At 48.5% G+C, this 26,102-nt stretch carries 22 protein-coding genes and 1 other annotated feature; of the genes, 16 read left to right on the forward strand and 6 right to left on the reverse strand.

What is annotated here, in order from left to right:
- Positions 1–35 precede the first annotated feature (35 nt).
- Entirely contained in the window at positions 36–350 is a 315-nt protein-coding gene (locus LGV68_RS05130) for a DUF4144 family protein (protein ID WP_061056625.1), read from the reverse strand.
- Between the two features lie 305 nt (positions 351–655).
- Between LGV68_RS05130 and trxB the strand changes: the two genes are divergently transcribed.
- From trxB to cydC, 3 genes are all read left to right on the forward strand, one after another.
- Complete coding sequence (gene trxB / locus LGV68_RS05135; protein ID WP_202660470.1) at positions 656–1,615, forward strand: thioredoxin-disulfide reductase; 960 nt, start codon at positions 656–658, stop codon at positions 1,613–1,615.
- Between the two features lie 179 nt (positions 1,616–1,794).
- Entirely contained in the window at positions 1,795–3,582 is a 1,788-nt protein-coding gene (gene cydD / locus LGV68_RS05140; RefSeq protein WP_171933523.1) for a cysteine/glutathione ABC transporter permease/ATP-binding protein CydD, read from the forward strand.
- Positions 3,575–5,296 carry a cysteine/glutathione ABC transporter ATP-binding protein/permease CydC gene (gene cydC / locus LGV68_RS05145; protein ID WP_233959661.1) on the forward strand — a complete coding sequence of 574 codons (1,722 nt, stop codon included), beginning with the start codon at positions 3,575–3,577 and terminating at the stop codon, positions 5,294–5,296. The genes cydD and cydC overlap by 8 nt, the downstream gene beginning before the upstream one ends.
- A 430-nt stretch (positions 5,297–5,726) precedes the next feature.
- On the opposite strand, the gene LGV68_RS05150 is transcribed toward cydC, so the two are convergent.
- The 4 genes from LGV68_RS05150 to LGV68_RS05165 form a co-directional block, all read right to left on the reverse strand.
- The gene (locus LGV68_RS05150) at positions 5,727–9,521 is read right to left on the reverse strand and encodes a hypothetical protein (protein WP_222740861.1); all 3,795 of its coding nucleotides are present in this window, start codon (positions 9,519–9,521) and stop codon (positions 5,727–5,729) included.
- A 435-nt stretch (positions 9,522–9,956) separates the two neighbouring features.
- Positions 9,957–10,913, reverse strand: coding sequence for a 23S rRNA pseudouridine(2605) synthase RluB (rluB, locus tag LGV68_RS05155; protein WP_020327673.1), 957 nt, complete (start codon positions 10,911–10,913; stop codon positions 9,957–9,959).
- A 146-nt stretch (positions 10,914–11,059) separates the two neighbouring features.
- The gene (locus LGV68_RS05160; RefSeq protein ID WP_020327674.1) at positions 11,060–11,680 is read right to left on the reverse strand and encodes an L-threonylcarbamoyladenylate synthase; all 621 of its coding nucleotides are present in this window, start codon (positions 11,678–11,680) and stop codon (positions 11,060–11,062) included.
- Between the two features lie 2 nt (positions 11,681–11,682).
- Positions 11,683–12,555 (reverse strand): PHP domain-containing protein, encoded by an 873-nt coding sequence (locus LGV68_RS05165; RefSeq protein ID WP_024373590.1) that lies wholly within the window; start codon positions 12,553–12,555, stop codon positions 11,683–11,685.
- Between the two features lie 96 nt (positions 12,556–12,651).
- Here LGV68_RS05165 and LGV68_RS05170 point away from each other — a divergent pair, with 96 nt between their 5' ends.
- The 13 genes from LGV68_RS05170 (at position 12,652) to LGV68_RS05230 (ending at position 23,613) form a co-directional block, all read left to right on the forward strand.
- On the forward strand, positions 12,652–12,762 hold the full coding sequence (locus LGV68_RS05170; protein ID WP_075988675.1) for a Trp operon leader peptide: 111 nt from the start codon (positions 12,652–12,654) through the stop codon (positions 12,760–12,762).
- Positions 12,709–12,810 (forward strand) — a sequence feature (Trp leader region). (Overlaps the previous gene by 54 nt.)
- A gap of 113 nt (positions 12,811–12,923) precedes the next feature.
- The gene (locus LGV68_RS05175) at positions 12,924–14,489 is read left to right on the forward strand and encodes an anthranilate synthase component 1 (protein WP_024373588.1); all 1,566 of its coding nucleotides are present in this window, start codon (positions 12,924–12,926) and stop codon (positions 14,487–14,489) included.
- Positions 14,490–14,500: 11 nt separating this feature from the next.
- Complete coding sequence (locus LGV68_RS05180; protein WP_252536356.1) at positions 14,501–15,100, forward strand: aminodeoxychorismate/anthranilate synthase component II; 600 nt, start codon at positions 14,501–14,503, stop codon at positions 15,098–15,100.
- 91 nt (positions 15,101–15,191) lie between these two features.
- Positions 15,192–16,190: an anthranilate phosphoribosyltransferase gene (gene trpD, locus LGV68_RS05185; protein WP_020327678.1), complete on the forward strand. Its 999-nt coding sequence runs from the start codon at positions 15,192–15,194 to the stop codon at positions 16,188–16,190.
- Positions 16,191–16,198: 8 nt separating this feature from the next.
- Positions 16,199–17,629: a bifunctional indole-3-glycerol-phosphate synthase TrpC/phosphoribosylanthranilate isomerase TrpF gene (trpCF, locus tag LGV68_RS05190; RefSeq protein WP_020327679.1), complete on the forward strand. Its 1,431-nt coding sequence runs from the start codon at positions 16,199–16,201 to the stop codon at positions 17,627–17,629.
- Positions 17,630–17,716: 87 nt separating this feature from the next.
- Positions 17,717–18,907 carry a tryptophan synthase subunit beta gene (gene trpB, locus LGV68_RS05195; RefSeq protein ID WP_020327680.1) on the forward strand — a complete coding sequence of 397 codons (1,191 nt, stop codon included), beginning with the start codon at positions 17,717–17,719 and terminating at the stop codon, positions 18,905–18,907.
- The gene (gene trpA, locus LGV68_RS05200) at positions 18,907–19,713 is read left to right on the forward strand and encodes a tryptophan synthase subunit alpha (protein ID WP_020327681.1); all 807 of its coding nucleotides are present in this window, start codon (positions 18,907–18,909) and stop codon (positions 19,711–19,713) included. Before trpB ends, trpA begins: the two co-directional genes overlap by 1 nt.
- A gap of 318 nt (positions 19,714–20,031) precedes the next feature.
- Positions 20,032–21,291, forward strand: a complete 1,260-nt coding sequence (locus LGV68_RS05205; protein ID WP_061056638.1) for a dicarboxylate/amino acid:cation symporter — start codon at positions 20,032–20,034, stop codon at positions 21,289–21,291.
- Between the two features lie 140 nt (positions 21,292–21,431).
- The gene (locus tag LGV68_RS05210) at positions 21,432–21,683 is read left to right on the forward strand and encodes a hypothetical protein (protein WP_020327683.1); all 252 of its coding nucleotides are present in this window, start codon (positions 21,432–21,434) and stop codon (positions 21,681–21,683) included.
- A gap of 87 nt (positions 21,684–21,770) precedes the next feature.
- Complete coding sequence (locus LGV68_RS05215) at positions 21,771–22,316, forward strand: septation protein A (RefSeq protein WP_020327684.1); 546 nt, start codon at positions 21,771–21,773, stop codon at positions 22,314–22,316.
- Between the two features lie 114 nt (positions 22,317–22,430).
- Positions 22,431–22,832 carry an acyl-CoA thioester hydrolase YciA gene (gene yciA, locus LGV68_RS05220; RefSeq protein WP_020327685.1) on the forward strand — a complete coding sequence of 134 codons (402 nt, stop codon included), beginning with the start codon at positions 22,431–22,433 and terminating at the stop codon, positions 22,830–22,832.
- A 93-nt stretch (positions 22,833–22,925) separates the two neighbouring features.
- Positions 22,926–23,222 (forward strand): YciI family protein, encoded by a 297-nt coding sequence (locus tag LGV68_RS05225; RefSeq protein ID WP_024373581.1) that lies wholly within the window; start codon positions 22,926–22,928, stop codon positions 23,220–23,222.
- Position 23,223: 1 nt separating this feature from the next.
- Positions 23,224–23,613, forward strand: coding sequence for a GspS/AspS pilotin family protein (locus LGV68_RS05230; protein ID WP_252536357.1), 390 nt, complete (start codon positions 23,224–23,226; stop codon positions 23,611–23,613).
- 90 nt (positions 23,614–23,703) lie between these two features.
- Here the strand turns inward: LGV68_RS05230 and metE are convergent, their stop codons facing one another.
- A complete protein-coding gene (gene metE / locus LGV68_RS05235) occupies positions 23,704–25,992 on the reverse strand; it encodes a 5-methyltetrahydropteroyltriglutamate--homocysteine S-methyltransferase (RefSeq protein WP_158124707.1) in 2,289 nt (762 codons plus the stop codon).
- Positions 25,993–26,102: the final 110 nt, after the last annotated feature.

The raw sequence follows: 26,102 nt of genomic DNA on the forward strand, positions 1-26,102 counted from the left end.
CCTTTCTACGCAATGTCCTTTTTAGCGGGTGAAGATTAAAACGCCATTGCCCTGACCGCCTGCTCGACCGTCGGGAAGTAGATTTTCGTCACACAGACCTGCGCCGCGGCAAATTCATGCGCCTGAATCAGTTGGCAAACTTCTTCAGCGCTGTAACATTTATCATCAGCCACCAAGGTCAGCCTGTTCTCTGCGCTACGAATGTGATGGCTCTGTCCTTGACAGTCGATAAGATGATCGCCTGTGCCCAAAATCATTTCGTCACACTCTTGATGAAATTGCACTTCGGAAGCGAGATAGACAAGTTCATCATCTCCGTCGAGTTTCAGTAGTGCGGGCCAGTTCACCATGGTTGATCCTTTATCGCTATGCAAAGCGCTACCTTACGCCTGAAGCAAAAACGTGCGCAACCCCAAACTTTATGTGGTCGGGACCAAAGGCACAATCCGCCCATTATTTACACACCATTGATTACGCTTTGTTCGAATCCATCCGCTTCTTGTCAAATCCTTTGTATTTAAAGGGATTTAGTGAGACTCGAAGTTCTAACTAATAACGAATAATTACAGTTTCTCCACGCGTTTAGGCTTTAATTGGTCGCTTATATTCCCTACAATCGATCAAATTTACTGAGCACATTGAACGTGGAGCAATCATGAGCGACGTTAAACATTGCAAACTTCTTATTCTGGGCTCGGGCCCGGCTGGCTACACTGCCGCAGTGTACGCAGCACGCGCGAACCTAAACCCTGTTCTGGTAACAGGTATGCAGCAAGGTGGTCAGCTGACCACAACCACAGAAGTAGAAAACTGGCCGGGCGATGCTGAAGGCCTGACTGGTCCTGCGCTGATGGAGCGTATGAAAGAGCACGCTGAGCGTTTTGAAACGGAAATCGTGTTTGATCACATCAACCAAGTTGATTTTTCTCAGCGCCCTTACCGCCTGAAAGGCGACAGTGGCGAATACACCTGTGACGCCCTGATCATCTCAACCGGTGCATCAGCGAAATACTTAGGTCTGGACTCGGAAGAAGCGTTCAAAGGTCGCGGCGTATCGGCGTGTGCGACGTGTGATGGTTTCTTCTATCGCAACCAGAAAGTTGCGGTGGTAGGTGGCGGTAACACGGCAGTTGAAGAAGCGCTTTACCTGTCTAACATTGCCGCCGAAGTTCACCTGATCCACCGTCGTGACAGCTTCCGTGCCGAGAAGATTCTGATCAACCGTCTGATGGACAAAGTTGAAAACGGCAACATCATCCTGCACACCGATCGTACTCTGGACGAAGTGCTGGGCGACGATATGGGTGTGACTGGCGTGCGTCTGAAAGACACACAATCCGGTGCCACGGAAGAATTCGACGTGATGGGCGTGTTTATTGCCATCGGCCACCAGCCAAATACCGCGATTTTCGAAGGTCAGTTGGACATGAAAGATGGCTACATCATCGTGAAATCTGGTCTGGAAGGTAACGCAACACAAACCAGTATCGAAGGCATCTTCGCAGCCGGTGATGTGATGGATCATAACTACCGTCAGGCGATTACCTCTGCGGGAACAGGCTGTATGGCCGCGCTTGACGCAGAACGCTTCCTTGATGGGCTGAATGATAAATAACTCACGCCCTACCGCTTCATGGTGCAAGCAACACGCTGGCAACGTTAAGTGGATATGACGTACAAGTTTATTTTTCATTTTTGACAAGACAGCAACAAACCCGGCGGTATATCCGCCGGGTTTTCTTTTGTATACTAACGCCCTTCCAAAAACATAATAATTCTCAATAAGCCTTCAAAATGGATAAGAAAAAGCAACGTAGCTTGAATATTTGGCTCAAGCAGCAAAGCAAACTCGCCAAACGCTGGCTGATGCTTGCTGTGGGGCTTGGCGTGTTATCAAGTGTGTTCCTACTCGCCCAGGCCGCCCTTCTCGCCTCTATTCTGCATCAGCTCATTATTGAGCATGTCGACAAACACGAACTGATCCCTTATTTCGTCGGATTGGCCGTCACCATCGCCATTCGCGCCGGCTGTTCCTGGGCCCGAGAATTGGCTGGTTTTCGCGCTGGTCAGCAAATTCGAATCTATATCCGCCAGTTAATTTTCGACAAACTGCGCGCACTAGGCCCAGCCTACATCAAAGGCAAACCAGCAGGTGCATGGGCCACATTGACGTTGGAGCAAGTCGAGAACATGCACGACTTCTTCGCGCGTTACCTGCCGCAAATGTCGCTTTCTGTGCTGATCCCGTTTGTCATTCTTATTGTCGTTTTCCCGGTCAACTGGGCCGCTGGTTTGATTTTTCTCATCACCGCACCACTGGTTCCGCTTTTCATGGCATTGGTGGGCATCAAAGCCGCTGACGCCGGACGCAAAAACTTCAAAGCACTGCAACGCTTATCCGGTCACTTTTACGACCGTCTGCAATCGATGACCACCATTCGTCTGTTTGACCGCACCAGTGCAGAAACGGAGCAGATGAAAGGCGCATCCGAAGTGTTTCGTAAACGCACCATGGATGTCTTGCGCATTGCGTTCTTGTCATCTGCCGTACTGGAATTTTTCACCTCGATCTCGATTGCGATCACCGCGGTGTATTTTGGCTTTAGCTTTATCGGCGAACTGAATTTCGGCGGCTATGGCGCCAGTGTCACACTGTTTGCCGGTATTTTTGTGTTGGTGCTTGCGCCTGAGTTTTATCAACCACTGCGCGATCTGGGCACCTTCTACCATGCGAAACAGCAAGCGGTCGGCGCAGCAGAAAGCATTGTTGAGTTTTTGAATATCGATGTCAGCCAGGTGCAGTCGGGGTCACAAACTCTGCCTGAGATGCAGGGCGTCGAAATTGTTGCGCGCGATCTGGAAGTGTTCAGCCCAGAAGGCAAATGCCTTGTCGGTCCACTGACCTTTACGCTCAATAGCCAACAGACGACCGCACTGGTCGGCCCAAGCGGCGCAGGCAAAACCAGCCTGATCAATGCCATTCTGGGTTTCATGCCCTACCGCGGCAGCCTTAGCATCAACGGCATCGAACTGAGTGAACTGGATCATGCGCACTGGCGCAAACAGATCAGTTGGGTGGGACAAAACCCGTTGTTGGTGCATGGCACCATTCGTGACAACGTCACTCTCGGTAAATCCAATATCGCGGATGCGCAAGTACAAACGGTCCTGGACAGCTCTTTTGCGGCTGAGTTTGTCAGCAAGCATGGCCTGGATTACCCAATCAGCGATCGCTCCGGCGGTTTGTCGGTGGGTCAGGCGCAGCGCCTTGCGCTGGCGCGCGCTATGCTGCAAAACGGCCAGTTCTGGCTGTTGGATGAACCGACCGCCAGTTTGGATGCACGCAGCGAACAGCTGGTGATGCAAGGCCTCAATCAACAAATCACGCACAAGACGGCGCTGCTGGTGACGCACCAACTGCTGCCACTCAAGTCAGTGAATCAAATCCTGGTGATGCAGGATGGTCAGTTGGTTCAAGCGGGCGACTATGCCACGCTCAGCCAGCAAGATGGCTTGTTTGCCACCATGTTAGCGTCCAACCAAGCCCTTCAAGAAGCGAATAAGGGGAACCTCGATGCGTGATTTACTGCCTTATCTGAAACTGTATAAAAAGCATTGGTTCGGTCTGACACTGGGTATGCTGCTGGCGTTTGTCACGCTGTGCGCTTCGATTGGTTTGTTAACGTTGTCCGGCTGGTTCTTGTCTGCCGCAGCGGTTGCTGGCCTGACCATCGCCCGTGAAACGTTCAACTACATGTTACCGGGCGCGTTTGTGCGCGGCTTTGCGATGGGTCGTACCGCTGGTCGTTGGGGCGAGCGTGTGGTGAGTCACAACGCAACGTTCAAACTCCTGACCGATCTGCGTATCTTCTTCTTTGAAAAGCTGGCACCGATGATTCCGGGCCGCGTGTCGAATCTGCGCGATGCAGACCTGCTCAACCGTTTGGTGGCAGACATCGATGCGATGGACCACGTTTACCTGCGCCTCATTAGCCCGGTGACGGTGGGCGTCTTAGGTATTGCTGCCCTCACTGCGCTCTTGTGCTGGTTTGACATGGCCTTGGGTTTAACACTCGGTAGCGTACTACTGGTTCTGCTACTGGTGTGGCCGGTGATGTTCTACAAGCTGGGAAAACGCAACGGCGCAGAGCTGACACAGCACAAAGCCGAGATGCGCGTTGCCACGCTCGACTGGCTGCAAGGCTATAGCGAACTGACCATTTTCGGTGCGGAGTCTCGCTACCGTGACGCAATTTACGCGGCGCAGGAAAAACTGCTGGCAAACCAAAAAGTTAACGCAAGCTTTACCGGCCTTGCCTCTGCCCTACTTCTGCTGGCAAACGGCTGGACCTTGGTTCTGATGCTGTGGCTGGCAGCAGACGGCGTGAATGGTCAAGCACCGGATCCGATGATTGCTCTGGTGGTGTTTGCGACCATGGCCAGTGTTGAACTGCTGATGCCAATCGCGGGCGCGTTCCAACATCTGGGTCAAACGCTAACGTCAGCACGCCGCCTGAATGAGATCATTCTCTCCGAGCCGGACGTGAAATTCCCAAGCGAAGAGACTCGTCATTCGGGTCAGTTTGATATCACCTTTGAGAACCTGACGTTCAACTACAGCGGCGGCGAACAGCCAGCATTGAAAGACGTGAGCCTGACTATTCCAGCGGGCAACAAAGTCGCGATTGTCGGCCAAACCGGTTCAGGCAAATCGACGCTGATTCAATTGCTGTGTCGCTATTGGGATGCACAACAAGGCGACATCCGCATTGCGGGTACGCGCCTGCAAGAGTGGAAAGAGAGCGATCTGCGTGCAGCAATCAGTGTGGTGAGCCAGCGCGTCGACATTCTCAACGGCAGCCTGCGTGACAACCTTATCATGGCCAAACCAACCGCGAATGACAGCGAACTGAGCGCGATGCTGGAACGTGTCGGTCTGGGTAAGCTGCTCGAAGCACCGGGGCTGGATGCTTGGCTGGGTGACGGTGGACGTCAGCTATCCGGCGGTGAGAAACGTCGTATCGGTATTGCCCGTGCCCTGCTGCACAATGGCCCAATCCTGCTGCTGGATGAACCAACTGAAGGTCTGGATAAACAGACTGAACAACAAATCATGGCGCTGTTTCAATCCCATTTCGAGAACAAGACGGTCATCTTCATTACCCACCGCCTAGTCGAACTGGAAACGATGGATGCCGTTTGCCTGATTGAACAAGGTGAAATCGTCGAGCACGGCAGCCACCAAGCACTGTTGGCACAGCAAGGTCGCTACTTCCAACTCAATCAAACACTATGATTTGATGATCATTAAGAGAGCAAAAGCCCCGTCGCCGATTGGCCCGGGGCTTTTCTTTATCTGCTGTGGGAGAGGAATCAAGTTTCAGATGGGTTGTCTTGCTCCTCCAATGAAATACGTTTCTGGTTTAGTTTGGTGTGGTTTGTTGCGCTTTAGATTTAACGAACCACGTGGCTTTGGTAAAGCGCACCAGATACTCTTTGCTGGCACAAAGAGTATCCAGAAAGTGCCTTTTACTTCATGGTCGCTGGCCGGGACGGTTTTAGGCGTTCCCGACGCCGAAAACCTAAAAATTCATCCATGAATTTTTCCCTGTTTGTAAGGTACAAATCTAACTCGCAATTGGACAATTTCGTGTTACGAATAGAAACAACACAAGTCCAGTTTGCATGAAAAAATGTATGGGAAAAATCCACCGCTTTGAACAAGTTTATGGTTCAATACTTTTTTCACAGTAAAAGCTAATGACGACATGATAAATCGAAACAGTAACGTTACCACGCTGACGTTCTTCTTTTCCCATCCAAAAGGTATCTGAATCTTCACCATTTACAGTTTCAAGGGCATAACCATTTGCTTTGGTAAAACCTATGTGCTGACGTTGTTTTATGTGGTTCTTATACTTATCTAATAGGGTGACAAAATCATTATCGAATGCATATACAACAACAAATATCGTATCAAAGCACTCTCGATCATACCCTGCAAGCTTATCCATATGGTCATTGATTACGGTAGTATCCCATTTAAGAAGGCGAAACGCTTCAAATAGCGCAATACGTCTACTTTGATTGTTATCGACTATGACACCATCCACCTCACCATAGCTTTTACCTGAAGATGAACTACCTATTTGACTTTGATCCAAAATATGAAATGGAGAGTTTTTTTCTCTCATGTTAAAAAGACTACAAAACCATTGATTAATTCGATCTTCGTTTGCTGGTTTACTAGAGTATCCAGATGAGGGTTCCTTATCTTTGACAGGTATGTAAATATTTTTACTGCGGCTAAGTAATTCTTTAGAGACTGAAGAAACTGTTTCAACTAAATACTCTTCAACAGAGCTATTATTTGTTATCTTCACATATGTTTCGACATCACTACCGTTGATAAGTTTAAAGCTATTTGCTAGTTGCTCAGGACTTCTTTGATTCCTTTCTGCAAAACGGTCTATATATTGCGTAGCAGATAATTCCTTCGCTAAAGCATTCATTATAGTATCGTTGATTTTTTCTAATTCACCTGGCAGTACTTCATATTGACCTAGGAATTTAATATAAGCTGAAAATGCTATATCTGCTTCTTTTACCAACTTATGCTTGAGCAGTAATTCACAGTAAGGTGTAAGTAACTGAGGAAGAAATTTCTGAGCTGAGCTCAATAGTTCCCATGTTTTCCTCATTGAACTGATGTCATCAATCGTTGAGTAAGCATGAAGTATTCCAGATATCCAAGGTAATGGATAACTCGAGATAACAGACCATTTCGCTTCTGCCGATTGTTTTACTTTTGCCAAAGCATTTCGAATCAAATTTATATTTGAAGCTTCATGATGGTTAGCAAGATACGCATGTAACAGCATTAAAATATGTTCTGGGTTACTAGTATCTTTGACCAGTTTTTCCAAAATAAGAATGCTCTTATTGGTATCATGTTCGATCAGATAATATGCTAGATAGTAGCGTCTAAAATGTTCACATTCGTTGTAATAATTTTTCTCTTTATTGGTAAAGGGAATAGGGATAGCGTTAATATGTGATTGAAAATCAGGGTCGTATTCGTCTTGATTAATAGCCAACAATGTAACGTCTAATTTATATTGATAACACTTTATCAATTGACGTTTATCAGCAAAGAGGGGATGGTGCTGATCTTTGAACCTACCTTCATTCAGTTCATGACTAGCTTGATTAAGAACGGTCCGAGCAAGATCAAATTCAGAAGCATGGTATGCTGATACAAATGTTTTTTCTAAGTCATCCAAAGAGCTCTTATCAATATTATCTATTGCGAGTTTTGTAATAGCTGATTTGATACGATCTTTTCTTGAAGGATGAATACAAGCCTCCAACAATTGGAAAAGCTGTGAGTTTGTTAGGGTCTCGTCATTTGAATCAAGAAAGTTTTCGAAGTCTGAGTCATCGATTTTGTTTATATAGACACAGAAATCAGGCCATAAATCGTAATCATGTACTCCAACAGGGCCAAATAACCCATCTCTTTCATTAGTACCGAAGCCTAAATTGTCAACGATAGATATATTTCTTTTATGCAGCTTACTTAAATGTTGGCAAGAGTCATGATTTGCAATCACCATCAGTATTTGAAAGTAACAGCTTATAGCCCCTTTCGCTGTATACTGTGAATCGTTTCTCCATAGCAGAGCAGATGACCATTCGGTTTTATGCCTTTTAGAAATCAACAATAGCCGTTCTACATTATCGTCAATAACTAATTTGTACCAAGGAAACTGTTTTATAAGGATTGAAGCATCTAGGTTTGATTTTTTCCCTTCAAGATTTAATATCAGGTCTTGCTCTAGCTCATTAGTTATGAGGTTGACTAATTCACTTATATGCACCTGTTCAGTATCAAGTGAATTTCTATCAATAAAATCATATAGCCACCATAACAAGAAATACTTGTTATTACGGAGATTAAAAACCGCTGGATTAGGATAAGCATGTTCACTTAACTCCACATTTTTAATAATATCAATCATCGATAGTATTTTATTAGACTGTTGATGCTCTAAAAAGTTGTTAAACAGGGTGAGATAGGTTGAATCTTTAAAGTTATCTTTGTATAAGCCTAACTTATTAGTTAATACAAGCACAATATCAATAAAATCTTCATTACAATAAACATTGTTAGTGTTAGTTTCTGCATACTTTTGGGAAATAAAAATCTCCAATTCTTCTAAAACACCTCGATTTAAAATCTGATTCGCGATGTCATCATAGAAATAGGAAAACCAGTATATTGCGAAGTTGCATGTGTCTATTCTAGATAGGAGAAGACAGAAATATTTAGGTAATATTTTAAATCGAAACAAGTCACAGAAAAGCAGATGCTTAAGTAAAGGATGCTCCAACGAAAATTCAATCAAATCTATAACTATACGAGGATAAGATAGCGAATGGGTTTCAACACAAATATTTTGCTCTATGAAATCTGAAATTAACCAACTATAAAAGTACCCAATCCCATAGTGATAAGTTCTGCTTTCCAAATGCTCCTGTATCTGAGAAAACTCATTTTTACTAACCTGACGTAATGAATGAGCATTAAAAGAAGGCAAAGAGCTTTTTGTAATCACATTTTTTCGAGGCTGGTTTACACATTTATCTGTATTTTTCGTTTTTCCCTTCGTTGGTGAAAGCTCAATCGACATGCTTATCACTGGAGTATAGTTGCGAACAACGTCTGAAAACCAGTTACTATTTAATATTGAACGTGTTAAATCTCTAGGAACAGGGAGCTCTAATAAATATTTTTGCAGTTCGACTGTGTAAGCTTTGTACTCTGATTCTGAAGTCACATATTTAAGAACAGGGAAAGCGCTACTACACGTTAATCGCATGATACGTAGCCATTTTCCAAAGGCTTCATTAGCGTTAGCTGTGTTAGAAAGTAACATCTGCCATAAAAAGCTACTAACTAACTGGTTAAGGTTATGCTCTCTTCCATTAAATACATAACAGTTATCTTCTTTTTCAACACAGGTGAATAAAAGGGTTGTGCTAGTAAATTCTCTATCCCATATATCTTCCGAAACACAGAGATTAGTTTTTTTATATCCTTCTTGACCGCGCTGGATATGTTGTAAAGTTCTAAGAGTTTCTATTACAGGAACTAGAGAGTCATCAACTTGCCGCTCTAGGTCGTGTTCTAAGTTACAGGTAAGCAAAAGGTAATCAGCCTCAAATGTTATAAGGCAGCATTCTTCTAAATATTCAATTTCAATGCCTTTACTAATCGATACAAGTTCGCCATTACGTTCCCATGACTTAGTACCATTAAGAAGCTCAGTTACACAGTTTCTATCTAGTGCTTCTGTTGTAAGTGATGAGAGCATTAGAAAAGTAGCTAAATCCTTGGCTTCTTTCTGTCTTTCTAAACTGTAGAATTTCTGCGAATCAGATGAGGCTCGTGTGGATAGCGCCAAAAGAGATTTAATCTTCGACCAATCCCTTGAATGCTCGACATGATTTGCAGCCATAGTATCTTCCCTTGATTTAAACGAATAGATAGAAACTTATTTGATTTCATTCAACTATATAGGGATATGATACACCGAGAAACCAAGAGGATACCTATCAGTTGTTTAAAAATTAATGCAAAGGAATAAGGCACTTTACCTATGACTCTTTGTGCCAAACCAAGATATTAATCAACTATTAGGAAAAGTAGGTCAAGAACTGACATGTGAAAGAAGCCAAGAAGCTTGTGTTAGCTAATTTTGGGGCATTAACGTTTTTGAAAAACAGCATACCAATGTGATCGCGGCTTTTTTAGTATGAGACGTTATGACTTTCTCACACCTGCTGCTTTTCTTTTGCTACTCATTGCTTGAGCTTGCGACTTCACGCTGTTTTCCGGGCATAAAAAATCCCGGGACAAGCCCGGGATTTTTATACGTTCTTAGAGCGAGAGATTAACGACCTTTACGCGGTGCCGCGCTGGTGTTACCCGCTTTTTGGCGAGAGCCTGATGAACCACCTTCTTTGCGGCGAGAGTTGCCGCTACGACCCGCAGGAGCAGTCACACGTTCTTCGTGACGGCGCACTGCACGACGGATTTTCTGGCTGCGTGAACGCTCACGTTTACGAGATGTGTTGTCTTTGGACACGTCCAGCATGGTGGTTTTCTCTGGCTTCAGCTCCACCAGCTCACGCAGGTAGTTCACATCTTTCAGGTCCAGTTCCATCCAACCGCCACGAGGCAGTTTTTTATCGAGGAAAATGTCACCGTAACGCACACGTTTCAGACGGCTTACTGTGGTTTCTTGCGATTCCCACAGACGGCGTACTTCACGGTTACGACCTTCGTTGATCACCACGTAGAACGTATGGTTCATGCCTTCACCGCCCGCGTAGACCACGTCTTCAAAGCGAGCCAGACCATCTTCCAGTTGCACGCCGCGAACCAGATTGCGGATTTTATCTTCGGTCACATCACCGAATACACGCACAAGGTATTCACGTTCAACCTGACGGCTTGGGTGCATCAGGCGGTTCGCCAGTTCACCATCAGTTGTGAACAGCAGCAGACCGGATGTGTTGGCATCCAGACGTCCCACCGAAATCCAGCGAGAACCACGAATCTTGGGTAGACGGTCAAATACTGTACGACGACCTTCAGGGTCGTGACGAGTACACAGTTCACCTTCTGGCTTGTAGTACGCCAGTACGCGGCAAATGACTTCTTCTTGCGCTTTTGCAGACACAGCATGTCCGTCAATACGCACTACGGCGTTTTCATCTTCCAGGCGCTCGCCCAGTACAGCTACCTTGCCATTAACACTTACGCGCCCAGCTCGAATCAGAGCTTCTAGCTCACGACGAGAACCATGACCAGCACGTGCTAAAACCTTTTGTAACTTTTCGCTCATTTATCTACCTAATTGTGTCGTCTTCTCAGACGTCGAATAACAAGATGCGACCTCAAAATCGCGGTCGCGTAGTATCGCAAATTCTCTCGCAAAAAGCACCCGTTTTATCAGGGGCTTTAACCCTCTCGGCTTTCTGGGCCCGAGGATTATTGGAATGGGGTGGGATCCCCGGCGCCAAAACGCACAACCTGCATGTCATCTTCGCTGAAATCGATCACGGTCGTTGGCTGCTCGCCCAGATAACCGCCGTTCAAAATGACATCAACCGCGTGCTCAAGACGATCGCGGATCTCTTCCGGATCTGACTCGGTCGTTTCGTTACCCGGTAAGATCAGTGAAGTCGACATCAGCGGCTCACCCATCGCTTCTAATAAATCCAGTGCGATTTTGTTGTCAGGCACACGAATACCGATGGTTTTACGCTTTGCATTCATCAGACGGCGCGGCACTTCTTTGGTTCCTTTAAAAATAAAGGTGTAAGGCCCCGGCGTGTTGTTCTTTAACAGGCGAAACGCTGCGTTATCGACACGGGCATAAAGAGACAGCTCAGACAGATCGCGACACATCAGAGTGAAGTTGTGCTTGTCGTCTAAACGTCGAATTTGGCAAATACGCTCCAGCGCGTGTTTGTTTTCTAACTGACAGCCCAGTGCGTAGCCGGAATCGGTCGGGTAAACCACGACGCCGCCGTTACGAATGATAGCCACCGCTTGGTTGATCAGGCGCGCCTGCGGATTTTCAGGATGCACATAAAAAAACTGGCTCATTGTCATTCCTCATCATTGAGTCTCTCGACTCGCTTATCGGGGAGATTGGTCCAATCTCTCCAAACAGGTTCTACTCCGGAAGGCAACCAAAGATTACGGCCCAATTCCATCCACGGAGACGGGTAATGAAAGTCGCTGCCTTGAGAAGCTAATAGGTTGTATTGTATCGCATAATCGGCCAGATTGCGTTTTTCTTGTGGCGCTTGTTGCGGCTGCGCAACTTCCATTGCATCACCGCCTGCTTCCACAAACGCTGCAATTAAGCGCTTCAGCCATTTGGTCGTCAAGTCATATCGACCCGGATGAGCCAGCACCGCCTGTCCACCGGAAGCATGAATGGCGGCGATCGCCTCCTGCATTGTGCACCAGTTTGGCGGCACGTAGCCCGGATTGTTGCGCGTCAGATATTTCTTAAACACTTGCTGCATATTCTTCACATACCCAGCATCCACCAACCATTTCGCAAAATGCGCTCGGGTAATCGGTGCATCGCCGGCAATCGCTTTGACTTCGTCCAGCACGCCTTCACGCGTTGCCTTTTGCAGACGCTCAGCAATCATCTCGGCGCGTACAATGCGATGCTGCTTTTGTTTGTCAATCAGCGCATTCAGCTCAGGATGATTCGGGTCGATATTCAGGCCGACAATGTGAATGTCCTTGTTCTGCCATACCGTAGAGAACTCAATGCCATTGATCAGTGTCAGTGGATAGCCGCGCTCAGCAATATAAGCACGCGCAGGCGCCAGCCCATCTACCGTATCGTGATCGGTAATGGCAAGCACATCGAGCTCAAATTCAACGGCTCTTTCAATCAGTTGGTCGAAGCTCAGACGGCCGTCTGATGCAGTTGTGTGACTATGTAGGTCAATTTTCATCATTTTTTTGAATTTGCCTGTTTTTAAGGCTTGACTTTCGAACGTCGCACTAGTTTACTAGTACACAAATACGAGAGCACATGAATAAGGCTTCCTATGTTACAAGAATTTAACTCAAACCATAATCCAAATTTAAGCACAGCGTCTGCTGAGCTTAACTGGTGGCGCACTTGGGCAAGTTCTTGGTGGGCTCACGTGTACTTTTAAGAAAGGATACGCATGAAAAAAGCCCGCCAACTCAGCGGGCTTTTTTTCACCCATTTTTATACGAAATTCACCGGCTCTGTTCATCATACAAACTATGCATTCAACAGCGATACTTAGATAGAGCCGCGACGTAAACCGTTTAAAACAGATAAGGAGGTCTTGTGAACAAGGCCATTGAAATCAAAAATCTGGCAAAGCTTGAAGTACTCAACGCAACGCTACCTTACACGCAAGATCCAACAGCGCTGTTTCACGCACTGTGCGAAGGGAAAACGGACTGCTTGTTACTGGAATCAGCGGAGATCGACTCCAAACAGAACCTGAAGAGCCTGCTGCTGATTGATGCTGCCGTACGCATTATCTGCTTCGGTCATGAAGTGACATTTCAGGCGCTAAGCGATAACGGTCTTGCCCTGATTGATATTCTGGCGCAAAACGTTGTGGCAGATATCCCGGCCAAACGCACCGAAGACTCTATGACGCTGACTTTCACCACACCATGCGATACGTTGGATGAAGACTCTCGCCTGCGTGAAGCTTCATCGTTTGACGCATTGCGCCTGGTGCAGCACAGCTTTGATTTGTCGGGTCACGACAAACACGCGATTTTCCTTGGTGGCCTGTTCGCTTACGACTTGGTGGCCAACTTCGAACCGCTTGGCGACGCAAAAGCGACCAATCAGTGCCCGGATTACGTATTTTATGTCTCTGAGAACCTGATGATCGTTGATCACCAGAGTGCAAGCTGCCAGTTGCAGGCCACAGCATTCACGACCGACAGCAATGTGAAAGCGACACTGCGTCAACGTCAGGAAGCCATTCGTGCTCAGGCGTCCCAGGCTCTGTCTCAGCCAGAGGCACAAAAACTGGCTGAAGTGAACGTGGACACCAACATCAGCGATGAAGATTTCTGCGATATCGTACGCGATTTAAAACAGTATGTGGTGAAAGGCGATATCTTCCAGGTCGTGCCTTCACGCCGCTTCACGCTGCCTTGCCCTTCTCCACTTGCGGCTTATCAGCGCCTGAAAGAGAGCAACCCAAGCCCTTACATGTTCTACATGCAGGATGAACGCTTTACCCTGTTTGGTGCCTCTCCGGAAAGCGCATTGAAATACGCCACTGATACCAACCAAATCGAGATTTACCCAATTGCCGGCACGCGTCGCCGCGGCAAAAATGCTGATGGTTCGATTAACTTTGACCTCGACAGCCGCATTGAACTGGAGCTGCGCTGCGATAAAAAAGAGAACGCCGAACACATGATGCTGGTCGATCTAGCGCGTAACGATGTAGCACGTATCGCCAAAGCTGGCAGCCGCCATGTGGCGGATCTGCTCAAAGTTGACCGCTACAGCCATGTGATGCATCTGGTGTCACGCGTGGTGGGCCAACTACGTGAAGATTTGGATGCGCTGCATGCTTATCAAGCGTGTATGAATATGGGTACCCTGACTGGCGCACCGAAAATTCGCGCCATGCAACTGATTCGTGAAGTGGAACAGGAACGTCGCGGCAGCTACGGCGGCGCGGTCGGTTACCTGACCGGTGAAGGCGACTTGGACACCTGTATTGTGATTCGCTCTGCGTTTGTCGAAAACGGCATTGCTCAGGTTCAGGCTGGCGCTGGCGTTGTGTACGACTCCGATCCACAGGCCGAAGCCGATGAAACTCGCGGCAAAGCACAAGCGGTTATTTCCGCCATTCAATTTGCCCATCAGGCGTAAGGAATTTCATCATGGCGAACCCAACCCAACCAGCAAACATTGTCTTTATCGATAACTTTGATTCCTTTACTTACAACTTGGTGGATCAGTTCCGTTCTCTTGGCCACCACGTCACGATTTACCGCAACAACATTGCCGCAGACGTGATTGAAAACGCCGTCTCACAACTGGAAAACCCAGTCGTGGTGTTATCTCCTGGCCCGGGCGCACCTTCTGAAGCGGGTTCCATGCCGGAAATCCTGCAGCGCCTGAAAGGCAAAGTGCCGATGATTGGCATCTGTCTCGGTCATCAGGCGATGGTTGAAGCCTATGGCGGCACCGTTGCTGGCGCAGGTGAAATCGTGCACGGCAAAGTCTCCATGATGGAGCATGACAACCACCCGATTTATCAAGGCCTTCCTTCTCCACTGGCGATTGCGCGCTATCACTCGCTGGTCGCAACGTCTGTGCCGGACAGCCTGATGGTAACTGCGGAAGTCGATGGTCTGGTGATGTCGATTGTCAACGAACAGGACAAGCTGTGTGGCTTCCAGTTTCACCCGGAATCCATCATGACCACCCACGGCGCAACCCTGCTGGCCAATGCGATTAACTGGGCTCTGGCACGATAAGCCCCTCAGGCCGCACAGACACAACCAAGAATAAACAAGATTCGCAAACACAACGATTACAGCGGGTCTTCAGGGATACGGAGAAAGAATTATGCAACAGATCATCAATAAACTTTATGACCAGCAATCACTGACGCAAGCCGAAAGCCAACAGCTGTTTGACTACATCATTCGCGGTGAGTGTGAGCAACCACTAATGGCCGCTGCGCTGACAGCATTGAAGATCAAAGGCGAAACCCCGGATGAAATCGTTGGTGCCGTACGTGCACTGCTGGAAAATGCGAGCCCGTTCCCGCGCCCGGATTATGACTTTGCCGACATAGTAGGCACGGGTGGCGACGGCGCCAATACCATCAACATCTCAACCACATCGGCCTTTGTCGCAGCCGCGTGCGGCGTCAAAGTCGCCAAGCACGGTAACCGTGGCGTCTCGAGCAAATCAGGCTCTTCCGATCTACTTGATGCCTTTGGCATCAACATGACCATGAGCGCAGAAAACTCTCGCCAGGCTCTCGATGAACTGGGCGTTGCTTTCCTGTTCGCGCCTCAGTACCACGGCGGCGTTCGTCACGCGATGCCAGTACGCCAGAGCATGAAAACCCGTACGATTTTCAACATTCTTGGCCCACTGATTAACCCTGCACGCCCTAATATCGAATTAATGGGCGTTTACAGCCTAGATTTGGTTCGTCCTATCGCAGAAACCATGGTACAAATGGGTATGAAACGAGCCGCTGTGGTTCATGGTTCAGGATTGGACGAAGTGGCAATACATGGAGTCACTCATGTTGCCGAAATCAAAGATGGCGAAATTTTCGAATACACCTTAACGCCGCAGGACTTTGGTTTAGAAACCTACCCGCTGGAAGCGATTAAAGGTGGCGAGCCTCAGGAAAATCGCGCCATCATCGAAAATATTCTGACTGGCAAGGGAACGCCTGCTCAAGTCTCCGCTGTTGCGGTTAACGTTGCCCTGTTGCTGCGCCTGTTCGGCTTTGAAGATTTGAAAGCCAACGCACAACGCGCCATTGATGTCATGAACTCAGGCAAAGCGTTTGATCTGGTAAAACAACTAGCAGAGCGAGGTTAAGCCCCCTGATGTCTGAAATTAACGTGTCTGAACAAAACGGCCAGCTGTCTGAACATATTTCTCTAAAGAATGCCCAGATGGCTGAAGTGCTGGCAAAAATCGTCAACGACAAAATTACCTGGGTTGCGGAACGTAAAGCCGTGCAGCCTGTAGAAACGTTTAAACCTCTGCTGACAGCATCGGATCGCGACTTCTACGCAGCACTGGATAACGGCCAGACAGCCTTTATCCTCGAATGTAAAAAAGCTTCGCCATCAAAAGGCCTGATTCGCCAACAGTTTGATTTGGATTACATTGCATCGGTTTACAACCAATACGCCAGTGCCATCTCTGTGCTGACTGATGAGAAATACTTTCAGGGCAATTTCGATTTCCTGCCGCGCGTACGCGCTCAGGTCACTCAGCCGGTACTGTGTAAAGACTTCATGATCGACACCTATCAGGTGTACCTCGCCCGACACTACGGTGCTGATGCGATTTTGCTGATGCTGTCGGTGCTGAATGATGAACAATACCGCGAACTGGCCAACGTAGCGCACGAGCTGGGTATGGGCATACTGACTGAAGTCAGCAACGAAGAAGAGCTGGAACGTGCCGTGGCTTTGCAAGCGCGAGTGATTGGTATCAATAACCGCAATCTGCGCGATCTCAGCACTGACCTTAACCGCACCAAGCAGTTGGCGCCGAAACTGCCGCAAGGCACCATCGTGATTTCTGAATCCGGCATTTACACCCACCAACAAGTACGTGACTTGTCTCGCTTTGCCAACGGTTTCCTGATTGGCAGCTCACTGATGAGCCAGGAAAATCTGGAGCTGGCGGTCCGCAAAGTCGTACTGGGTGAAAACAAAGTCTGTGGTCTGACGCATGCCGATGACGCCGTCAAAGCTTATCAGGCTGGCGCGGTGTTTGGCGGGCTGATTTTTGTTCAGCAATCCAAGCGCTGCGTGGATATCGAAACGGCACGTCTGACAATGAGTGGTGCACCACTGCAATATGTGGGTGTGTTTCAAAATCACAGCATTGAAACGATTGCCGACACGGTTACCGAACTTGGTCTGTTTGCGGTGCAACTGCACGGCGACGAAGATCAGGCTTACATTGATGCACTCAAAGCCGCTTTACCTGAATCGGTCGAAATCTGGAAAGCCTACGGCGTGACCGATCACATGCCCGTTCTGTTGAATCAGGTCGATCGCCATCTGCTGGATGCCAAAGTCGGCAATCAGAGTGGCGGCACAGGAACCGTGTTCGACTGGTCACTGATTGAAGCTCCAGAGCGCATCATGCTGGCCGGAGGTCTGAATCCGGACAATGTCCAGCAAGCCGCGAAACTCGGCTGCCTCGGGTTGGATCTCAACTCCGGCGTAGAAAGTGAACCCGGTAAAAAAGACATCGCCAAACTGCGTCAGGCATTCAGCGAAATTCGTAATTATTAATGACAGGTAACCCGGCCCCTTCTCTTCGCTAGCGCGAACGATATGAAGCCCAAAAGGGGCCAAACAGGTTACGTAAGGAAGAAGATCATGGCTAAACTCAACGCCTACTTTGGCGAATACGGTGGTCAGTACGTACCACAGATTCTGGTTCCGGCATTGGATCAACTGGAACAAGCATTTATCGATGCGCAGGAAGATCCCGAATTTCGCAGCGAGTTCATGAGCCTGCTGCAGGAATACGCGGGTCGTCCGACAGCGCTGACGCTGACACGCAATATCGTAAAAGGCACCAAAACCAAACTCTATCTCAAGCGTGAAGATCTGCTGCACGGCGGCGCGCACAAAACTAACCAAGTACTAGGTCAGGCACTGCTGGCTAAACGCATGGGCAAACACGAAATCATTGCCGAAACTGGTGCGGGTCAACATGGCGTGGCCACGGCTCTGGCCTGTGCACTACTGGGGCTGAAATGTCGCGTCTATATGGGTGCTAAAGACGTTGAGCGTCAAAGCCCGAACGTATTCCGCATGCGTCTGATGGGAGCTGAAGTGATTCCGGTTCACTCCGGTTCAGCCACACTGAAAGATGCGTGTAACGAAGCGCTGCGTGACTGGTCTGGCAGCTACGAAACCGCACACTACCTGCTCGGTACAGCGGCAGGCCCTCACCCATTCCCGACGATCGTGCGTGAATTCCAGCGCATCATCGGTGAAGAAACCAAGAACCAGATTCTGGCTCGTGAAGGTCGTCTTCCGGATGCAGTGATCGCTTGTGTGGGCGGTGGTTCTAACGCGATTGGTATGTTTGCCGACTTTATTGAAGAACAATCTGTACGTCTGATTGGTGTGGAGCCAGCGGGCAAAGGCATTGATACCGACATGCACGGCGCACCGCTGAAACACGGTAAAACCGGTATCTACTTCGGGATGAAATCGCCGATGATGCAAGATGAGCACGGTCAGATTGAAGAGTCTTACTCCATTTCTGCAGGTCTTGATTTTCCATCGGTAGGTCCGCAGCACGCCCATCTGCATGCAACTGGCCGCGCTGAATACGAAAGTATCACCGACGATGAAGCACTGGATGCATTCCAGCAACTTGCGCGTACCGAAGGCATTATTCCTGCGCTGGAATCTTCACACGCACTGGCTCATGCCGTGAAAATGGCTTACGCCGAGCCTGAAAAAGAGCAGCTACTGGTTGTGAACCTGTCTGGTCGAGGTGACAAAGACATCTTTACCGTGCATAAGATTTTAGAAGAGAAAGGAGTGCTGTAATGGACCGCTATCAATCGCTTTTTCAGCGTCTGGCTGACAACAACCAAGGTGCGTTCGTTCCGTTTGTCACCATTGGCGATCCAAACCCCGAGCAGTCGTTACGCATTATGCAGACACTGGTTGAATCAGGAGCCGATGCACTGGAACTGGGTATTCCTTTCTCCGATCCGCTGGCCGATGGCCCAACCATCCAGGGTGCAAACCTACGCGCCCTGAAAGCGAAAACCACACCGGATGTCTGTTTTGAACTGATCGCTCAGATCCGTGCTCAGCACCCCGATCTCCCGATCGGTCTGTTGATGTACGCCAACCTGGTGTACTCACGTGGGATTGAAAACTTCTATCAACGCTGCCAGCAAGCTGGTGTCGATTCCGTGCTGGTTGCCGATGTACCGACCAATGAAAGTGCAGAGTTCGTGGCTGCGGCACGTAAATTTGGCATTAAACCGATCTTCATCGCCCCGCCAACCGCAAGCGACGAAACGCTTAAAGATGTGGCAGAGCTGGGAGGCGGTTACACTTACCTGCTGTCTCGTGCTGGTGTGACAGGTGCGGAAACCAAAGCAAACATGCCTGTGACAACCCAATTGGACAAGCTGACTCAATACAATGCACCGCCTTCACTGCTGGGTTTTGGTATTTCAGAACCCGAACAGGTGAAACAGGCGATTGCGTCGGGTGCTGCGGGCGCCATTTCTGGCTCAGCCGTCGTTAAAATCATCGAATCCAATCAAGATAACTTTGATGAAATGTTAAATAAGCTGGCACAATTCACGCAAAACATGAAAGCAGCCACGCACAAATAATCCTCCCCCAATATGTGTTCGGTTTCTTAATTCGCTAAGAAATCGAACATTTTTTTAACAACCATCCCCTCTCTTTATTTATTTACCTGGCACACAAAAACTGCGCTTCTTATTGTCAAAACCAATAGCAAACGTTTTCCTTTGAACAAAAATCCATCACACGTCAATGAAATAGCATTTCTACTGAGAATTCACTCGATTCACATATTGCCAATTGTGAAAGATAAGTGTAAAAAGCGAGGGCAATATATTTACCCATCGAACAACAAATGTTCAGTGAGTATCACTGGAAGTTTACATTTTATTAGCACAGAGGTTATGGAAGTGTTAAAGGAAAAGAATTTACTAAGCAACATCGGCGTACAAGTCGTTATTGCCATGATCGTTGGTACTGCAGTCGGTGCCAGCATGGGCCACGATGCTGCGATGTTTGCACCTCTTGGCGCCATCTTCATTAACTTAATCAAGATGCTGGTGATTCCACTGGTTGCCGTTGCCCTGATTTCAGGTGCTGCAGGTCTGGGTAACAGCCAATCTGCGGGCAAAGTGGGCTTCGTGACTCTGAGTTACTTTGCTGTGACTTCTGCTCTGGCAGTCGCACTGGCTCTGGTCATGGGTTCAGTATTCCAACCAGGTCTGGGCATCGACGTGTCTGGCGTGGAAGGCATGTTCTCATCAGAATACGCGTCAAAAGGTGAACTCCCAACATTCTGGGCAACCATCATTGGTATGATCCCAACCAACGTTTTCCAGTCACTGAACGATGCAAACATTCTGCAAATCCTGGTGTTCTGTCTGTTCCTGGGCGTTGCAATTTCAAAACAGCCTAAAGACAAGCGCGATCCTGTGATCAACGGCGTAAACACGATTGTTGATTCAATGGTGTGGATGATCAACAAAGTGATGGTCATCGCTCCTATCGGTGTGTTCGGCCTGATGGCAGAAGCAGTAGGTACGTTCGGTTTCGGCGCTCTGATGGTCGTATTCAAGCTGTTCGTCGTTTACGTTGCAGCAATCCTGATTTTCGGCTTCGTTGCTTACCCACTGATGATTCAACTGTTCACCAAAACATCGGCGAAGAAATTTATTCTGGCGATGAAAAAGCCTCAGGCTGTGGCACTGTCAACAGCATCATCAATGGCTACCCTGCCTGTCACTATGGACACGGTTGAGCACGATCTGGGTGTACGCAACTCTACAGCGTCATTCGTTCTGCCACTGGGTGCGACTATTAACATGTCCGGTAACGCGATTTACTACGGTCTGGTTGCGATCTTCTTCGCTCAGCTGTTCAACATCGACCTGAGCATGGGCGCATACGCCGCGATCATCGTAACAGCTACACTGGGTGCAGTAGGTCAAGCGGGTGTACCGGGGCCATCATTCCTGGTTGTTGCGGTACTTCTGGCGGCTGGTATTCCAATCGAAGGTCTGCCGCTACTGTTCGCTCTGGACCGTATCTTTGACATGATTCGTACAGCTCTGAACATCACGGGTGATGCCGCGTGTGCTGTGATTGTCGATTCACTGATCAAAGAAGAAGTAGCTGAGAAAGAGTACAAAAATCAGCAAGCGTAATCGCTTTTCGCTTTCAAAAGGCCGCCTTCAGGGCGGCTTTTTTATTGGTGCCGCTTCTGCTTCCTCATCGTGACTGTGCCGTATAAAGAGAACAACCAAGCAGAATTTGGCTGTAGCGGCCAAAGTAAGGAGTGACCATCATGACAATGCAGCGCCATATTTACTATAGCCTGATCCACCACGGCATCGAGACTTTGCTGCAAGAGCGTATGGGATATTTTGACGAAGCGGCCTATCACCGCACTTTGCGCACCATGACTGGCAAATCCAGTTGTTTTAATTTGTCCGACGATGAATTGGATCTACTGGTCGAAAACCTGATGGCAGAAGGCTACTTAGAGGACATGAAGCATGTGATTCCTACGTTGGAGAACCAACACTGTGATCGATAAATTTGTTTCAAATTATCATTTACTGTTTAGCTGACAGTCTTATTTGGTTAGACTGTCGGCACGCTATTATTTGGACGTATCTACACAATGAAACAACTGCTCGACTTCATCCCGCTCATCATCTTCTTTGCTTTGTTCAAGTTCTACGATATTTACGTCGCGACGGGTGCTCTGATTGCAGCCACTGCAGTTCAGGTCGCAGTAACGTATTTCATGTTCAAAAAAGTCGAAAAAATGCAGCTCATCACCTTTGTACTGGTAGCAGTGTTTGGTGGCATGACCATTTTTCTTCACGACGACAACTTCATTAAATGGAAAGTGACCATTGTTTACGTCATCTTCGCACTGGGTCTGACTATCAGCCACATGATGGGTAAATCTGCCATCAAAGGCATGTTGGGCAAAGAGATCACTCTGCCTGAAACGGTGTGGGCTAAGGTCAACTGGGCCTGGGTTGGTTTCTTCTCGGTTTGCGCGGTGCTCAATATTTACATCGCCTATCAGCTTCCGCTGGATGTGTGGGTGAACTTCAAAGTGTTTGGCCTGCTGGCTGCCACGTTCGCTTATACCCTGCTCACGGGCATCTACATCTACAAGCATCTGCCAAAAGAGCAAAAAAACTCCGGTGAATAACCAGTCATCCGAGCACTCAAAGATGAATTGGTGACGAAATTATTGTTATAATTCGGCCCTCTTTTTTACAGCGACCACTTTGGTCGCTGTTTTGTTTGTAGTGGATGTCAAAACATGAATCAGGAAGTGAACTCACCACGAGGTCAACTCTTACTGCGTACACTGGCCATGCCAGCGGACACCAATGCCAATGGCGATATCTTCGGTGGCTGGATTATGTCGCAGCTCGATCTCGCCGGCGGTATTCTGGCTAAAGAAATCTCCTGCGGCCGTATCGTCACGGTATCTGTCTCCAGCATTACGTTTAAGAAACCCGTCAAAGTCGGCGACGTTGTGTGCTGCTATGGCGAATGCACCAAAATCGGCCGCACGTCGATGTCAATTAATCTGGAGGTTTGGGTCAAACCTATCAAAGAAGATGGCGTGTTAGATCGCTTTCAGGTGTGTGAAGCGACCTTCAACTACGTGGCAATTGATGCCGATGGCCGCCCAAGACCGATTAAGCAGGGTAGCTGATCACAGAAATATACGTTTTGGGCTTTAAAAGTCGCTCTGTTTCAGTACATTAAGGCCTACACTTACTGTTAAGAAATCAATAAGGATATCAATATGTGGTACGTCATCTTTTCTCAGGATGTTGAAAACTCGCTTGAAAAACGCATGAGCGTTCGCCCTGCTCACCTTGAGCGTCTGCAAGCACTGCAAGATGAAGGCCGCCTGTTGACCGCAGGTCCGATGCCAGCGATCGACTCAGACAATCCGGGCGAAGCGGGTTTTACCGGTTCAACCGTGATTGCAGAATTCAACTCGCTGGAAGAGGCTCAGACATGGGCGGACGCGGATCCTTATGTGGGCGCTGGCGTATACGCAAACGTGATTGTTAAACCTTTCAAAAAAGTATTCTGATATGAAAAAGTCATCTTTGGGTCTGGCACTTCTCTCTCTCGCAGTTCTGGCTGGTTGTAGTGCCAACGCCGAACGCGAGAAAAATCTGGAGCTGCTTGCTGCCAACCGAGCCAGCATTCTGAGTTCAGAGCTTCCGCTAGAATACGGCCCGCTCAACATCATGCGTGCCAATGCCAAAGGCAGTACGATTGAACTGATGATGGTTTACAACACCGACCATCAGGGCGCGAAGCCTATTGATCAAGTGCTGAAAAACAGCATTCATTCTTTCTGTAACAATTCCGATGTCCGCGCCAATTTGGATGTCGGTGTGGGTTACCGAATCAAAATGCGCAATACCCGTGGCCAGTTGATGGTTGACCAGATAGTGACTAAAGAAGACTGCAAATAAATCTCACGGGCGCTTCCCGCTTGTGATTTGCAGACTCAGCAACACAAAAGGCCTCATTTGAGGCCTTTTCTATTCGTGGAACGTTGATTTTTACGCAGGTTGCAACTCTTTACGTAGTGCTTTGGCCGCCAGAACCAGGTTGGTCAGCGCCGCTTCCACTTCGGGCCAGTTGCGGGTTTTCAGGCCACAATCCGGGTTGACCCACAGGCGCTCCGCCGGAATTTTCTCCGCAGCTTTGCGCAGTAAATCTTCAATCCACTCCTGAGCCGGAATGTTTGGCGAGTGAATGTCATACACTCCCGGACCGATTTCATTCGGATAATTGAACTCTTCGAATGCTTTCAACAGCTCCATATTGGAGCGTGACGTTTCAATGGTAATCACGTCTGCATCCAGCGCCGCGACCGATTCGATGATTTCATTGAATTCGCTGTAACACATATGCGTGTGAATCTGCGTTTCCGGTCGGGCGCTCGCGGCGGAAATCTTAAACGCTTCGACTGCCCAATTGAGATAGGTTTGGTGATCACGTTTTTTCAAAGGCAAACCTTCACGAATCGCTGGCTCATCAATCTGAATGATGTTGATACCAGCATCTTGCAGATCCGAGACTTCATCACGCAGCGCCAACGCCAGTTGCTGCGCAATCTGTTTACGGGAAATGTCTTCGCGCGGGAAGGTCCAGCACAGAATTGTCACCGGGCCGGTCAGCATGCCTTTCATCTGTTTCGAAGTCAGCGACTGCGCGTAGGTTGACCACGAGACCGTGATCGGCTGCTCACGTTCAATATCAGCCACCACAATCGCGGGTTTTACGCAACGTGAACCGTAGCTCTGTACCCAACCAAATTGCGTGGTTTGAAAACCCGCCAGATTCTCAGCAAAGTATTCCACCATGTCGTTGCGTTCTGCTTCTCCGTGCACCAGCACGTCCAGATCCAACGCTTCCTGACGTTTAACCGCATCGGCAATGTGCCCTTTCAACGCCGTGATGTATTCCGCTTCCGACAATTTACCCTGACGATAGGCGCTGCGCTGCGTGCGGATTTCACCCGTTTGTGGGAAAGAACCGATGGTTGTGGTCGGTAAAAAGGGTAAGCCCAGCACTTCTGCCTGATGGTGTGCACGCTCGGCGTAAGGCGCGCTACGTTGCGCCAAAGCATCCGTAATTTGATTCAGCCTTGCCTGAACCTGTGGTTTGTTCACGTGAGTCGCGGTTTTACGCGCGGCAATCGGCTGGCTGTAGGTATCACAAGCCAGAATCGCAGCCTGATCGCCATCCAGCGCGCGGCCAAGCAGTGCCACTTCGGTCACTTTCTGCTTGGCAAATGCAAACCAGCTGCGCACTTCTTCCGACAGATTTTGCTCCAATTCCAGATCGACCGGACTGTGCAACAACGAGCAAGAGCTTGCCACCCAAAGGCGCTCGCCCAGCTCGGCTTTGACGGGTTCCAGTTTGTGCAGCAGCGTACTCAAATCCGCGCGCCACACATTTCGGCCGTTGACCACACCAGCCGACAAGACCCAGTTTTTCGGCAGTTTGGCGAGCACCTCATCCAATTGCTCTGGCGCCGCAGATAAATCAATATGCAGACCGTTCACAGGCAGTTCAATGACTTTGTCCAGTGTGTCCTGCACTGAATCAAAATAGGTGGTCAGCAGCAGCTTCACGTCGCCCTGAATAACCTGATACGCCAGCTTGAACGCATCCTGCCAAGCTTGATCCAGTTCCAGCGAAAGAATCGGTTCGTCGATTTGTACCCAGGTTACGCCCTGCTTCGCCAGTTTTGCCAGAATCGCCTGATACGCAGTCAGCAGACGCGGTAACAATGTCAGACGGTCAAAATCCTCTTCCACCTCTTTACCCAGATACAGGTAGCTGACCGGGCCAAGCAGTACAGGTTTGACGTCAAAGCCACTCTTGGCCGCTTCGTTCACCTCTTCAAACAGTTGCGGCCAGCTCACTTCAAAACTGTCGTCTCGGCTGAATTCCGGCACGATGTAGTGGTAGTTAGTATTGAACCACTTGGTCATGTCCGACGCTGCGCTGCCACTGCAACCGCAGCTGTTTTGCGACTGGCCGCGACCCACACGAAACAGCGTATCTAAGTCTGGAAATCCATGTTGATGGCGTTTCGGTACATGTCCCAGCAATAGGGTGGTCGTCAAGACATGGTCGTACCATGCGAAGTCGCCGGCGGTGGCAAAGCTCAGACCCGCTTCTTTTTGCAGCGTCCAGTTACGCTGACGAATATCACGACCAACGGTCTGAAGTTCTGCCTGATTGATTTCGCCGCGCCAGTATTTTTCCAGCGCAAATTTCAGTTCACGTTTTTCGCCGATACGTGGGTAGCCGAGGATGTGTGTAGTAGTCGCCATAGCCTGATTCCTTACTGTCATTAATTGAGTCAGACATCCCTGTGCTTAAATTAATCAAGATGTCTGGATGGCTAAACTATCTCGCTCGACTGACGTTTACTCAACATCCA

Source organism: Vibrio sp. LQ2 (genome assembly GCF_023920125.1).
Taxonomy (GTDB): Bacteria; Pseudomonadota; Gammaproteobacteria; order Enterobacterales; family Vibrionaceae; genus Vibrio; species Vibrio fluvialis.

Bases quoted from the DNA above. Each gene is read 5' to 3' on its own strand.
- LGV68_RS05150 (WP_222740861.1), bottom strand. From the start codon at position 9,521: ATGGCTGCAAATCATGTCGAGCATTCAAGGGATTGGTCGAAGATTAAA.
- LGV68_RS05180 (WP_252536356.1), top strand. From the start codon at position 14,501: ATGGCGAACCCAACCCAACCAGCAAACATTGTCTTTATCGATAACTTT.
- LGV68_RS05210 (WP_020327683.1), top strand. From the start codon at position 21,432: ATGACAATGCAGCGCCATATTTACTATAGCCTGATCCACCACGGCATC.
- yciA (WP_020327685.1), top strand. From the start codon at position 22,431: ATGAATCAGGAAGTGAACTCACCACGAGGTCAACTCTTACTGCGTACA.
- LGV68_RS05230 (WP_252536357.1), top strand. From the start codon at position 23,224: ATGAAAAAGTCATCTTTGGGTCTGGCACTTCTCTCTCTCGCAGTTCTG.
- trpA (WP_020327681.1), top strand. From the start codon at position 18,907: ATGGACCGCTATCAATCGCTTTTTCAGCGTCTGGCTGACAACAACCAA.
- trxB (WP_202660470.1), top strand. From the start codon at position 656: ATGAGCGACGTTAAACATTGCAAACTTCTTATTCTGGGCTCGGGCCCG.
- LGV68_RS05160 (WP_020327674.1), bottom strand. From the start codon at position 11,680: ATGAGCCAGTTTTTTTATGTGCATCCTGAAAATCCGCAGGCGCGCCTG.
- LGV68_RS05130 (WP_061056625.1), bottom strand. From the start codon at position 350: ATGGTGAACTGGCCCGCACTACTGAAACTCGACGGAGATGATGAACTT.
- rluB (WP_020327673.1), bottom strand. From the start codon at position 10,913: ATGAGCGAAAAGTTACAAAAGGTTTTAGCACGTGCTGGTCATGGTTCT.
- metE (WP_158124707.1), bottom strand. From the start codon at position 25,992: ATGGCGACTACTACACACATCCTCGGCTACCCACGTATCGGCGAAAAA.
- LGV68_RS05205 (WP_061056638.1), top strand. From the start codon at position 20,032: ATGGAAGTGTTAAAGGAAAAGAATTTACTAAGCAACATCGGCGTACAA.
- trpCF (WP_020327679.1), top strand. From the start codon at position 16,199: ATGTCTGAAATTAACGTGTCTGAACAAAACGGCCAGCTGTCTGAACAT.
- cydC (WP_233959661.1), top strand. From the start codon at position 3,575: ATGCGTGATTTACTGCCTTATCTGAAACTGTATAAAAAGCATTGGTTC.
- trpD (WP_020327678.1), top strand. From the start codon at position 15,192: ATGCAACAGATCATCAATAAACTTTATGACCAGCAATCACTGACGCAA.
- LGV68_RS05215 (WP_020327684.1), top strand. From the start codon at position 21,771: ATGAAACAACTGCTCGACTTCATCCCGCTCATCATCTTCTTTGCTTTG.
- LGV68_RS05165 (WP_024373590.1), bottom strand. From the start codon at position 12,555: ATGAAAATTGACCTACATAGTCACACAACTGCATCAGACGGCCGTCTG.
- cydD (WP_171933523.1), top strand. From the start codon at position 1,795: ATGGATAAGAAAAAGCAACGTAGCTTGAATATTTGGCTCAAGCAGCAA.
- LGV68_RS05225 (WP_024373581.1), top strand. From the start codon at position 22,926: ATGTGGTACGTCATCTTTTCTCAGGATGTTGAAAACTCGCTTGAAAAA.
- trpB (WP_020327680.1), top strand. From the start codon at position 17,717: ATGGCTAAACTCAACGCCTACTTTGGCGAATACGGTGGTCAGTACGTA.
- LGV68_RS05170 (WP_075988675.1), top strand. From the start codon at position 12,652: ATGTTACAAGAATTTAACTCAAACCATAATCCAAATTTAAGCACAGCG.